This is a genomic window from Aquimarina celericrescens, from assembly GCF_042682765.1.
Classification (GTDB): Bacteria; Bacteroidota; Bacteroidia; order Flavobacteriales; family Flavobacteriaceae; genus Aquimarina; species Aquimarina celericrescens.
Genome location: NZ_JBHUHY010000004.1, coordinates 200,986 through 214,656, shown reverse-complemented (window position 1 = coordinate 214,656; position 13,671 = coordinate 200,986). Strand labels below are relative to the sequence as shown.

6 protein-coding genes are annotated in these 13,671 nt (G+C 34.5%); 4 read left to right on the top strand and 2 right to left on the bottom strand.

Features of this window, described 5'->3' with window-relative positions:
* Together ACFSJT_RS07975 and ACFSJT_RS07970 are read right to left on the bottom strand one after the other, a co-directional pair.
* Entirely contained in the window at window positions 1–2,052 is a 2,052-nt protein-coding gene (locus ACFSJT_RS07975; RefSeq protein WP_378319721.1) for a glycosyl hydrolase family 95 catalytic domain-containing protein, read from the bottom strand.
* Window positions 2,053–2,186: 134 nt separating this feature from the next.
* Window positions 2,187–3,218 carry a LacI family DNA-binding transcriptional regulator gene (locus ACFSJT_RS07970; RefSeq protein ID WP_378319720.1) on the bottom strand — a complete coding sequence of 344 codons (1,032 nt, stop codon included), beginning with the start codon at window positions 3,216–3,218 and terminating at the stop codon, window positions 2,187–2,189.
* A gap of 346 nt (window positions 3,219–3,564) precedes the next feature.
* Between ACFSJT_RS07970 and ACFSJT_RS07965 the strand changes: the two genes are divergently transcribed.
* The 4 genes from ACFSJT_RS07965 (at window position 3,565) to ACFSJT_RS07950 (ending at window position 13,668) form a co-directional block, all read left to right on the top strand.
* The gene (locus ACFSJT_RS07965) at window positions 3,565–5,235 is read left to right on the top strand and encodes a glycoside hydrolase family 13 protein (RefSeq protein WP_378319719.1); all 1,671 of its coding nucleotides are present in this window, start codon (window positions 3,565–3,567) and stop codon (window positions 5,233–5,235) included.
* Window positions 5,236–5,513: 278 nt separating this feature from the next.
* Window positions 5,514–8,657, top strand: a complete 3,144-nt coding sequence (locus ACFSJT_RS07960; protein ID WP_378319718.1) for a SusC/RagA family TonB-linked outer membrane protein — start codon at window positions 5,514–5,516, stop codon at window positions 8,655–8,657.
* Between the two features lie 12 nt (window positions 8,658–8,669).
* Window positions 8,670–10,271, top strand: coding sequence for a RagB/SusD family nutrient uptake outer membrane protein (locus tag ACFSJT_RS07955; protein WP_378319717.1), 1,602 nt, complete (start codon window positions 8,670–8,672; stop codon window positions 10,269–10,271).
* A gap of 163 nt (window positions 10,272–10,434) precedes the next feature.
* On the top strand, window positions 10,435–13,668 hold the full coding sequence (locus tag ACFSJT_RS07950) for a VCBS repeat-containing protein (protein ID WP_378319716.1): 3,234 nt from the start codon (window positions 10,435–10,437) through the stop codon (window positions 13,666–13,668).
* Window positions 13,669–13,671: the final 3 nt, after the last annotated feature.

The following is a 13,671-nucleotide window of genomic DNA, read 5'->3' as shown; positions in this document are numbered from 1 at the left end:
TTATTCAATAACATAGGTTTTTTTATCAGGTCCGACCCCGGTCACCGTTAGTTTTTTCCAAGTCTTAGGGAGTATTGGATTTTTTTGAATGATTCCTTTGTCTGTAATGTGCAATCCTGCAAAACCAAAAATCACTGTTTGTAACATTCCACCGGCACCGGTGGCAAAATATGGATTGTTACTAGTTGCGGCTTCTGCCAACGCTCCAAAAGGGGGTCTTTTATTAGGTTCATAACTTCTTTTAAAAAGTCTAAAAGCATTATCGGCATCTCCTAACCGAGCATATATAACGGCAAAAACACTTTGCGCCATAGCAGGGCCTTCTTTTGCTAGTTTTGGCTCATAATATTTTAGGTCTTTTAAAATGGTTTTTTTGTCATTGATAATATCCAATGGATAGGCCAACAGATTAACATCTGCCTGTTTTATTTGATCTCCATTGTAATTGCTGTGTTCCTTAGTAGTTCCGTCTTCAAATTTATGAATGATTATTTTGTTTGCTACATGGTTCCATGTGCTATCAGGAAGAATTTCTAACTCTTTAGCTGCAAGAGAGGCATATTGCAAACATGTTATAGCAGAACCGTTAGTAAAAGCATTATCATCAACATTTGGAGCAAATTCATTAGCACCTACCACATTTTTTATTGAATATGAACCATCCTTATTTATCGTAGAACGACTCACCCAGTAATCTGCTACTTCTTTCAATAATGGATACCCTCGTTCTTTTAACCATTTTTTATCTTTGGTTACTCTGTAATAATTCCAAAAAGCTATACCTACATCAGCAGTGATATGATGTTCAAAGGTGCCAGTAAGTGCCCATGCCGGGGTCGCTTCTTCACCGGTATCGTCACTTTCCCAGGGAAACATAGCCCCCTTGTATCCAAAATTAATAGCTTTCTTTTTGGCAATATCGAGTCTATTTGATCGGTAATTTACCAGTGATCTGGCAATATCTTGATTTAAGACAAGTAAAGGAGGATACATCCAAAGCTCAGTATCCCAAAATATATGTCCGTTATACCCCTGCGAACTTAATCCCATAGGTGCAATACTTAAATTTGAATCCTCTCTTGAAAATGCATACAAATGATATAAAGCAAGTCGAACATCCAATTGTGACTGGGTATCTCCATCTATAATAATATCTCCTTTCCATAGATCTTTCCACAATGCTTTATGTTGTGATAGCAAGTCATTTTTTGGTGTGAGTAAATTAAAAATTACAAAGCGCTCGCTTTCTGTTTGCGGATCATAAAAATCTTGGGTAGAACATTGTGAGGCAGTCCATGCAAATGTATACTGCTCTCCACCTCTCACCTTACTCTTAAAAGATAATCGATTGTCGTATTCTGTAATTTTTTCATGAATTAATTCTGGTCTTTGATTTTCATGAGTCGAATTAATATTATGCCATATAAAAGTTGCAGAAGTTGCAACACGATGCCTATTCAATCTACTTTTTGCAACAGTTTGCAGTATAGGCATTGTTGTTTCGAGATCTTTGAGGATCCTAAAAGTACTCATAGGGTTATTATACTCTTCTGGAGTTTGAATTTTCCCCACCACTTTGAGATCAATATCTTCCAAAGCCCGTATATCAAAATCTATGTAGCCTGCGTACGGAACATTGCGAAGTGCATAAATACTGTAAGATACGTTAGCAGCATTCTTATAGGTGAAAGAAGTAGTAAACCTTGCTTCTTTCATATTGATGGTCTGTTTCCAATTGGTAATTTTGGTATTATCCAGTTTTTCACCGTTTATGTGTATTTCTAGATTCCCGAAATTCATACCCAAAAGTATTTTACTGACACCTAGTAGAGATTCTTTGTCGTAAACATTATTTAGGATTATTTGATCTGTTTCCAAAATTTTGAATGATGGAAGTATACCAATACGACCATTGGCGGTTACAATACCGGTGTAGTTTTGATAATCTGTAGTTGTAATTTCCCAATCGTTTTGTTGTGAAAAGACAAGTGGGCTTGTTGTAGTTAGTATAATGATAAAGGCAAGAGTAACTTTGAAAACCTGGATAGACATGATGATAAAACGATTTATGGTGTGAAAAAACAAAAGAGAAAACTTCTATAATTCTAAATTTGACCCTATTCAAATATACTATTTTCTGTTCGTTAGTTCTGTAATTTAGTTACTCGATGTATAGTGTGGTAATACTATGTACTATCTCTTAGAACTAGTTTGGTATCTAGTTTTATTACTTTCTTCCGGTGGTTTACATCGGTAGCTTCATTAAACTGATCAATTAACAATTCTGCGACTTTCTGACCCATCTCAAAACTAGGTTGAGCAACACAAGTCATAGAAGGTACAAATACTTCTCCCAAGCCTAAATCTCCAAAACCAATTACAGAAACTTCTTCAGGGATTTTATATCCTAATTTAAGAAGTGTTTTCATAGTAAGCAGTCCATAATTATCTGTACAGGTAAAGACTGCATCTGGTTTTATGGAGAGTCCATTGAAAAACTTTTGTATTTCGGCATCTTCGCATTCGCGATCTAGTGAGTCACAATGTAGAATCAACTCTTCATAAATAGTGATGTTATATTCTTGCATAGCCTTTAAATATCCTTTGTAACGATCTTGAAAAACCTTTTTCTCTTTGATACCTCCAATAAATGCAATCCGCTTTTTGCCTTTTTTAATAAGAAATTCAACAGCAGAAAACGATGCCTTATCGTCTTCAATGCTAACGTGATCTGCACCTTGTACTTCTTCTCTTATATTATCAAACAAAACTACCGGAATACCTTTGTTAATGATATTCTTGATATGCACAAAAGTTTCTGTTTCATGAGTAGGAGAGAGAATAATTCCATCGACTAAACCTTTCTCAAAAGAAATAAGATTTTCACGTTCAAATTCAAACGAATTTCTTGAAGAACTAATAAGTATTTTATAGTCGTACTCACGAGCATAATGATCAATACCTCTACAAACTTCTATAAAAAAAGGCTCATCATATCTTGGGATAATCACTCCTATAATATTGGTTTTACCAGAACTAAGACTTTTAGCAATCTGATTGGGCATATATCCCATTGCTTTAGCCATCTTAAATACTTTATCTCTGGTACTTAGTTTTACTCTTGGATTTTTGTCCAAAGCTCTAGAAACAGTTGCAATAGAAATATTTAGTTTTCTAGCAATATCTTCAAGTTTTACCCTTCTTTTTCTTAAAGTCATTATAATTTCGTTAAAAAATTGTTATCGAAACATCATTTTCACTAAAAATATAATAATACAAACGTTTGTATTTTTTTAAATCAGGGTATTACTTTTCAATTCCCCTAAATGTTTAGTAATTTGTAATATACATAGTTTATTTTTGAACAATTAATAATTATACCTACTTAAAATAATTGTTTTTGCAATGAAAGCCTTCCCCAAAAAACATTTTGCTTTCAAAATACACTATGACTATGCTAATTTAGGATAAATAATGTTTAATCGAAATTAAACATCTTTTAAAATGCAGGGAGGAGATTAATATTTTCAGTAATAAATTTTAAGAATTAAAAAACCTAGTTGCATGGAGCTTACATGGTTCAAAAAAGGGACTATATATCAAATCTACCCACGAAGCTTTAATGATAGTAATAATGATGGGATTGGCGATTTAAGAGGGATTATAGAGAAATTGGATTATTTACAGAAGCTTAATGTCGATATTTTGTGGTTGAGTCCGATTTTCAGTTCGCCAAATGATGATAACGGGTATGATATAAGTGATTATTGTGCAATTATGCCTGAATTCGGGTCGATGGATGATTTTGATGAATTGCTTCAAAAAACTCACGACAAGGGAATGCGATTAATTCTTGATTTGGTAGCTAATCATTGTTCTGATGAGCATAGCTGGTTTAAAGAAGCTAAGAAATCAAAAGATAATCCTTACAGGGATTACTTTCATTGGCAAAAACCGTTAGAAAATGGTGACCCTCCGAATAATTGGAAATCGTTTTTTGGAGGAAGTGCCTGGGAGTATGATCAGGCATCTGGAGAATATTATTTACATCTTTTTACTAAGAAACAACCCGATTTAAATTGGGAGAACCCGAAAGTAAGAGAAGAGATCTACAATGCAATGAGATTTTGGCTTGACAAAGGTGTAGATGGATTTAGAATGGATGTTATTCCTTTAATCTCAAAACGAGATGGATATCCTGATGCTCCTGAGGTTGGTTTTAGAAAAATAATAGAAGATGTGTATGCAAATGGCCCCAGACTACATGAGTATTTAAGAGAGATGAACGATAAGGTAGTGAGCCACTATGATGCTTTTTCTTTAGCAGAAGGAGTAGGGATAAATCACAATAATGCTGGGCTTTACATCAATTATGACCGTAAAGAACTCGACATGTTATATCATTTTGATATTCTTGAATGTACTATTGTTAATGGCAAGTTTGAAGAAGCTTCCCCATTTGACCTGGTGAATATGAAAGGTATTTTTAAAAGATGGAGGGATGCAGTACACGAAAAAGGATGGTTAGCTAACGCCATTGGAAATCATGATTTTGCACGTATGGTATCCAGATTTGGAAATGATAAAGAATATTGGTCAGCATCTGCAAAGATGTTATTTATAATGCAAGCAACCCAAAATGGAACGCTTAACATATATCAAGGAGATGAAATAGGGATGACTAATATAGTTTTAGATAGTATAGATGAAGTTAAAGATGTACAATCCTTAAATTTTTATAATGAGAATTTAGAAACTAAAAGATTTTCGAAAAAACTGGCTTTGGAAATGATTAACAAAGAAGGACGTGACAATGCAAGGACTCCCATACAATGGAATGACGAAATAAATGGAGGCTTTTCTATGAAAGAACCATGGTTAAAGCCTAACCCTAATTATAAAGAAATCAATGTAGCGCAACAAGATGATGATCCAGACTCTATACTTAACTTTTACAGAGACTTACTAATGGTTAGAAAAGATTATGATGTTTTTGTTTACGGAGACTTTGAAGAATTAGAATTTAGTAATCCTGATCTCTATATATATAAGAAGACATTAGGAAACGAAAAAATTATGGTAGCGCTAAACTTTGGTAGTGAAAACACAGATTTTGCTATAGATGCCAACACATCTATGGGCGATATAATAATAAATAATTATAAAAAGCTAGGGGTTAAAGATAATATCATACAACTTGAACCTTATCAGGGGGTTATTGTTGAATTTAATTAAGAGATAATAAAACTTTGAAAAACTAACATGAATAAAGTAGAAAGTGAAATTAGTTTTTGTTTGTTAGCGGAGGAGTTTTTTAAATAAAACTTCTCAAAGGTGTAACAACTGGGGCATTCATTTTTTTTGTAACTTTTAGTTTTATAGTTACAGAATTAGTCAAATGTGGTAAAAAAGACTTGGATGTCCCACTGTTACTTACACAAGCAACAATAATTCGCTTTTTTAGGAACATAAAAACAAAGAAACAATTCAAATTTTAAATCAAACGCTATATTATGAAAAGTATGATACTTAAAAAACTCATATTCCTGCTGGTATTTCTATCGGGGAGTATGTTGTATTCACAAATCACAGTTTCTGGTGTGGTTTCTGATGCTGGAGGTCCAATTCCTGGGGTTAATGTTCTTGTGAGGGGAACAAGTAATGGGGCGGTTACTGATTTCGATGGAAATTACACGCTAGATAATGTTGCAGAAGATGCAATACTTGTTTTTAGTTATGTTGGTTTCAAGGCTCAGGAAATACCTGTCAACGGTAGAGCTACGATAAATGTAACTATGGAGGAGGATGCTGCCGAGTTGGAAGCAGTTGTGGTCATTGGGTATGGAACACAATCGGTTAAAGATGCTACTGGTGCTGTTGCCGTTGTGAGTACCGAAGATTTTAATCAGGGTGTAATTGCGTCTCCAGAAGAATTGATTCAAGGTAAGACTGCCGGGGTACAAATTACTCAATCTAGTGGTGAGCCAGGAGCCGGAGTGAATCTTAGGATACGAGGAACAAGTTCAGTAAGATCCAATAGTGATCCTTTATTCGTAGTAGATGGAGTACCTCTAGCTGGAGATGAAACAGGAGCAAATGGTAGTGATATAGGTGTTGGTTCTAGTGGCTCTAGAAATCCTTTGAATTTCATTAGCCCAAGTGATATAGAAAGTGTAAGCATATTGAAAGATGCTTCTGCAACAGCCATTTATGGGTCAAGAGGTGCAAATGGAGTTGTAATTATTACAACCAAAAGTGGTCGGGGATCTAGTAAACCAACATTTGAATTTTCTTCTACGGTGAGCATTGCCAAGCCCGCTGAAGAATTTGATTTATTGGATAGGAATCAATACTTGGCTGCGATTCAATCGTTTGGTGGAGATGTTGCTGCGCAAGACTTTGGAAATAATACAGACTGGCAGGACGTAATAACGAGAAGCGTAGCATCTCAGAATCAAAATTTGTCGTATGCACAAAGTTATAAAAATGGTAATGTGAGAGCATCTTTTGGATATGGAAAGCAGTTTGGAGTTGTAGAAAAAAGTTCATTAGAAAGAATAACTGGTCGTATTAATGCTACACATCGTTTTTTTGATGAAAAGTTGAAAGTAAATTTTCAAGGAACAATTTCTAGGGTAAATGATGAGGCACCGCCGATAGGAGCCGATGCTGGTTTCCAAGGTGATCTTCTAGGGTCAGCATATATAGCTAACCCAACTTGGCCTATAGACCCTAATTTTGACCCAGGAGCTTCTTTTGTTAATCCTTTAAACTTACTAATAAACAGTCAAAATGAAACTAATACTAATAGGATATTAATAAATGGTTCAGTAGAATATCAAATTGTAGAAGGTTTATCTGCAAAACTTAATTTAGGATATGATGACTCTGAATCTACTCGGGGTAGTGCTATCTCCGGGAATGTTATAGGCTTAAATAATGGTACGCCAGGAAATGGTAGAGCAACAGTAAACGATATCGATATTACTAATAGACTTTTAGAATTTACTGTTAACTATGAAAAAGATTTTGACAATTTCAAATTTTCTATATTAGGAGGATATTCTTTTCAAGATTTTGCCAGAGAAGGTAGAAATATTGGAGGATTTGGCTTTGTTACTACAAATTTAGATGATATGGTTGAGAGCCTAGAAGCATCAGCAAATTCTATTGAAGCTAATATCGATGGATCTTATCAACAATATTATGTGTCTGATAGAATAAGAGATGGTGGTGGATTAATTTCTGGAGCTTTTATAAATAGAATTGTGCCTGAAATTGAGCAGGGTGTTGCTTTTACTGCACCTGGCAGTTTGGCCGCTACTACAATTACCGGAGACACCTTTGATTTTACTGATGAACTACAATCGTTCTTCGTTAGAGCAAATTACTCCATAGCAGATAAATATCTTTTTACTGCAACAATTAGAGCAGATGGATCTTCAAGATTTGGAGAAAATAATAAATATGGATATTTTCCTTCTGGTGCTTTTGCTTGGAAAATTGATCAGGAAGATTTTGCTCCAGAAGCATTCTCTACACTTAAGTTAAGAGTAGGTTACGGTATTACAGGTAGTCAAGATGGTTTGACGTATGGTAGTTTTATAAGAAGACAACGTTTTATTGCTCCAACTATAGAAAATGGAGGAGAAGTTGTAATACAGGGTACCCAAGATGTCTCTTTTGAAAATAATGATTTGAAATGGGAAGAAACAAGTCAGACAAATATTGGTATCGACTTTGGATTTATGAATGATCGCTTATCAGGAAGTATAGACGTATATCACAAAGATACCAAAGATCTATTACTACAGATTTTTTCTGCGCAACCTGCAGCTCAACCGTTTGTTTTTACAAACGTAGACGGTAATGTTATCAACCAAGGTGTTGAATTTGCAATCGATTATGATATTATACAACAAGAAGACTTAAATTGGAATTTTGGCTTTAACATAGCATATAATAAGAATGAATTGAAGAATTTCGAAGGTGCCTTTGATGCCGGTGCAATATTTGGTCAAGGTCTTACAGGTGCATTTTCGCAAAGATTAGTTGAAGGAGAACCATTATTTTCGTATTTTCTCAGAGAATTTGAAGGTTTTGATCCAGATACCGGGCTGGCTGTAACAGCTAATGACGATGCACAAGTTTTCGTCGGTAAAAGTGCTTTACCTGATATAAATTTGGGAATTTCTACTAGCTTTAATTATAAGAATTGGGATGCGAGTATATTTTTTGCAGGACAGTTGGGCCATTATATTTACAACAACACTGCCAATGCTTTTTTTACTGCAGGTAGTATTAACGGGGGGCGTAATGTAACTACCGATGTTATTGGAAACGGTGAGGCAGGTACGAATGCCGCCGACGTTTCTACTCGTTTTTTAGAAAGCGGTGATTTTATACGATTGCAAAATGCAACTATCGGTTATAAAGTGCCTTTATCAGGTGACGGAGTTTTTAAAAGTTTGAGAATATACGCAGCCGGTCAAAATTTATTTGTGATTACAGATTATAGTGGTTTGGATCCTGAGGTGAGCACTGCTCCTACCACTACTAGTAATAACCTTTTAAATAATTTGCCTACTGCAGGTATTGATTATACAGCTTTTCCAAGACCTAGGACATATACATTTGGCTTAAATGCTACATTTTAAAAAATTATAATTATGAAAAAAGAACTTTTTAAATCAAGTTTATTGATACTCGTATCAATGCTGCTTGTGATTTCATGTACAGATCTAGAGATTGAAGAGACAGATTCTTCGATTGCAGATTCTGAGACAGAATTTACAGGTATAGATGACCCCGCTCCTTTTGTTAATAATCTTTTTAGCGGAGACCTTAAAGGAATTATAGAAAATCAACAAGATTTTTATGCATTAAATGAAGTTACTACCGATGAATTATTAGTGCCTACAAGGGGTACTGACTGGGGTGATAATGGGATATGGAGAAAACTTCATGAACATACCTGGGATGCTCAACATCCTTACATTTTGAATAATTGGAACAATTTAAATCAATTAGTGTTCAGAGCAACACAAATTACTGATCCAAGAACAACTGAAGCTACACCAGAGCAAGTAGCCTTCGCGAAATTTATAAGAGCTTATGCTATGTTTTGGGTGATGGATATGTATGGACAAGTGCCTTTTAGAAACCCGGGAGAAGGCGTAGATGTAGATCCAATGGTAATGTCCCGAGCAGAAGCTTTTGATTTTATTTTGGAAGATTTAAATGATGCATTACCGAATTTACCAACCCGAGGACCAAGCTCAGAAAATCTTAGGCCAACTAAAGCTGCTGCTAATTTTTTATTAGCGAAACTATTTCTTAACAAGCATATCTACCTAGATTCAGATACTCCTGCAGCTACAGATATGACACGTGTTGTAGAACTGGTTGATGCTATTACCACAGATGGATACGCGTTACAATCAGGATATTTTGAAATTTTTACTCCAGATGTAGATACAGAGACTATATTTTTTACAATTTCAAGTGTTGGTAATAGAATGTGGAACGGTTTGCATTATAATCAAAGCGCACCCGGAAATGACGGTGGTGGTTGGAACGGTTGGTCTACATTGGCAGAATTTTATGAACTATTTGAAGGTGATCCTAATACAAATGTTCCTGGTAGTGGACAGGAAGAACGTAGGGGATTTGTCCCTCTATCAGCATCACCTCTACCAGCAGGAATGGATCCAGATGAATTTGACGAAAATAATGATGGCTTGTTAGACGGGTCTCATATAGGATATGGTTTTTTAATTGGTCAACAATATTCTGTTAATGGAGCTGAGTTGACAGACAGAGGAAACAAACCTTTAGCATTTGAAAAACAATTTCCTGCTCTGGCTGGTAATACTGAACGAACAGGTATCCGTACGATAAAGTATCATCCTACCTATGGGGCTTTCACAGGACACCAAATCTTATTTAGATATGCAGATGCACATTTAATGAAAGCTGAAGCTATTTTTAGAGGCGGTACAGGTTCAGGTGATGCCTTGACTTTGGTTAATGAGCTAAGAAATATCAGAAATGCTCAAGCTTTAATAGCTTTAACAGAGCAAGATCTGATTGATGAAAGAGGAAGAGAACTGTATAAGGAGATATGGAGACGTAACGATCTAATTAGGTTCGGGAAATTTGCAGATGCCTGGACTTTAAAAATCAATACAGACGATTTTAGAAAGTTATTCCCAATTCCTACCTCTGCATTATTAACAAATCCTAATTTAAGTCAAAACCCTGGTTACTAAATCGAAATATTAAGCTAAGATTCTAAGAATAGAGCCCTTCCATTTATGAAGGGCTCTCTAATTTGTAATTTTTAAGAAAATGTAAATCAAGTTGAATTTATCCCATAAATATATAGCTATTTGTTTAGTGATTTTGGCATTTCTTGTTTCTTGCAAAAAAGAAATGAAATCAAAATTATTTACATTATTACCAAGTAAACATACTGGCATCTCGTTTGTTAATCAATTACAAGAATCTCCAGAGCTTAACATTCTTACGTATCTGTATTATTACAACGGAGCTGGAGTAGCTGTAGGAGATTTTAATAATGATGAATTAGAAGATTTATATTTTATCTCTAATCAAGGTGAAAACCGTTTGTACATAAACAGGGGTAAACTTAAATTTGAAGAATCAACATCTGATATACTTCGTGATAGTACAGGCTGGTCTACAGGGGTTACAGTGGTTGATATTAATAATGATGGTTTACAGGATATTTATATATGTAAAATAGGTACTTATAAAGGGATAAAAGGAGAGAATAAGTTGTTTGTTAATCAAGGAGTAGATAAAGAGGGAATTCCTAGTTTCAAAGAAGAAGCTTCATTATACAATCTTAATATTTCAAGCTTTTCCACCCAAGCAAGTTTCTTTGACTATGATCTGGATGGAGATTTGGATATGTATTTATTGAACCACTCTGTTCATCCTAACAGAACTTATGGCAGGGGTTCTAAACGAAAACAAATTGATTCGCTCTCGGGTGATCGATTTTATCAAAATAACAATGGCAAATTCAAAGATATTTCAATACAGACACAAATATATCAAGGAGCAATAGGCTACGGGTTAGGAATTTCAACAAGTGATATTAACAACGATGGATATCCTGATATTTATGTAGCTAATGATTTTTTTGAAAATGATTACTTATACATCAATAAAAAAAATGGAACGTTCAAAGAGGTAATTTCAACAAAACAAAACATCATTCAACACACATCTCATTTTTCTATGGGAGTAGATATTGCTGATATTAATAATGATGGCCTTACCGATATTTTAACTTTAGATATGCTGCCCGAAGATTTAAAAACCTATAAATCTTCAGGTACAGAATATAGTTTTTCAATTTATAATCAATATCTCAAAAATGGCTACCAACCACAGTACATGCAAAATACACTACAGCTTAATAGAGGTAAAAGCAAGTTTAGCGAAATAGCATTCTATGCCGGTATTGCTGCTACCGAGTGGAGTTGGGCACCGCTAATAGCAGATTATGATAACGATGGATTTAAGGATATCTTTATCTCTAACGGAATTAAAGGAGCCACCAATGATATGGATTTTATAAGTTTTATAGCCAACGACAATATCCAAAAACGAATCCAGACGGGAATGGATAAAGAAGATTTGGCTTTAATCAATGAACTGCCTGACAAGAAAACAATCAATTATTTTTATCATAACAGTGGAGATATGACTTTTAAGAATACTTCTAATGCATGGTCTGAAACTATTCCTTCTTATAGCAATGGTGCTATATATTCAGATTTGGATAATGATGGAGATTTGGATATCGTTACAAATAATATTAATGAAAAAGCTTTCCTATATGAAAATAGATCAGATCAACTTTCAGTCCAAAATAACTTTATAAAATTAAAACTCAAGGGGAATAAAAGTAATCCTGATGCTGTCGGGGCTAAAGTATTTATCTACACGAAAGATAAAACTCAAATATCCGAAGTTTTTAGAACCAGGGGATATTTGTCTTCAGTTACTTCAGTCCAACATTTCGGTCTTGGAAATAGTAAGACAGTCGATTCAATAAGAGTACTATGGCCTGATGGCTATTCTTCGATCAAGAAAAATATAAAAGCGAACCAATTACTATTTTTGGATATTAAAGAGGAGGTTTTCTTGCAAGAAAATGAAAAAAATCCATTAGGAGTGAGGGAAAACAATAATATAGGATTAAGAGTTAAACACCAGGATTATGAGACCAAAGACTTTAGCATAGAACCATTAGCGCCTTATGCTAGTTCTAATGAAGGTCCACACATAACCGTTATTGATGTAAATAAAGACGGGTTAGAAGATGTGTTTATTCCAGGGGGAAGATTCAAATCTGCATCACTTTTTTTACAACAGGCTGATGGGGAATTTATTAAAAGCGAACAACCCGATTTTGGGTTATTTAAACGCTATGAAGATATTGATCAAAGCTTTTTTGACGTAGATCAAGATGGTGATTTAGATCTATTAACGGTTTATGGCGGTAATGAAAGCTACTCAAATTATCAAAGCGCTCCAGCCTTATTCATTAATGATCAGGGTACTTTTAAAAGACAGTCGGAAGCTTTTCCAGATATCACAATTAATGCAGCGATAGTTACAAAATCAGATATTGATGCTGATGGGGATATTGATATCTTCATTGGCAGTAATGCAGTTCCAGGAAAGTATGGGCTTGTGCCTAAGAATTATCTTTTCAAAAATATGGGTGATGGAACCTTTAAAGAAGTTACTTCAACTGCTGCATTAGAATTATATACTCTCGGTAATGTATCTGATGCCAAATTTGTAGATATAAATAATGATATGTTTGATGATTTGATCCTAATAGGGCATTACATGCCTATTACGATTATGCTTAACGATGGTAAGGGCAATTTTAACAGAGAGCATAATACTTCACTAAAGAATACAAATGGTTGGTGGAACGCTATTGAAGTACATGATATGGATCAAGATGGTGATTTAGACATTATTGCAGGGAATTGGGGTTTGAATAGCCGATTATCAGCTTCAATTGAAGAGCCGATCCAATTATATCTTTCTGATTTTGATGATAATGGCAAGATTGATCCTATTGTTACTTATTTTTATAAAGGAAAAGAAACTCCAATTGCAACCAAGGACGAATTAGTAAAACAAATACCAGAGCTAAATAAGAAATATTTGTCTTACACTACTTTTGCTGAAGCAGATTTTCAAGATTACTTTTCGATCTCAAAAGTTAAGAAAGCCCAAAAAAGAGAAGTTCATATATTAAGCACTACGTATTTTGAAAATAAAGGAAATCTTAATTTTGTTGCGCACAAATTACCATGGGAAGCTCAAATTTCCTCTGTTCATGATATTTTGATTGATGATATTAATGATGATCAATATCCGGATATAATTCTGGGAGGGAATACCTACGAAATCAATACACAGTTAAGTAGATTAGATGCTTCTTATGGAGTTGTCTTATTAAATGACAAAAAGAATGGTTTTACGAGTAGTGAACAGCCTGTTTTTTCAGTAAAAGGTGCCGTTAGGTCCATCGAAAAAATCATGGTGAAAGAAGAAGAATATCTACTGTTTGGGATTAACAATGATAGCCTTCAGGTAATCAAAAAATGAAAA

Coding starts and splice junctions, on each gene's coding strand:
- ACFSJT_RS07970 (WP_378319720.1), bottom strand. CDS start 3,218: ATGACTTTAAGAAAAAGAAGGGTAAAACTTGAAGATATTGCTAGAAAA.
- ACFSJT_RS07950 (WP_378319716.1), top strand. CDS start 10,435: ATGAAATCAAAATTATTTACATTATTACCAAGTAAACATACTGGCATC.
- ACFSJT_RS07965 (WP_378319719.1), top strand. CDS start 3,565: ATGGAGCTTACATGGTTCAAAAAAGGGACTATATATCAAATCTACCCA.
- ACFSJT_RS07975 (WP_378319721.1), bottom strand. CDS start 2,052: ATGTCTATCCAGGTTTTCAAAGTTACTCTTGCCTTTATCATTATACTA.
- ACFSJT_RS07955 (WP_378319717.1), top strand. CDS start 8,670: ATGAAAAAAGAACTTTTTAAATCAAGTTTATTGATACTCGTATCAATG.
- ACFSJT_RS07960 (WP_378319718.1), top strand. CDS start 5,514: ATGAAAAGTATGATACTTAAAAAACTCATATTCCTGCTGGTATTTCTA.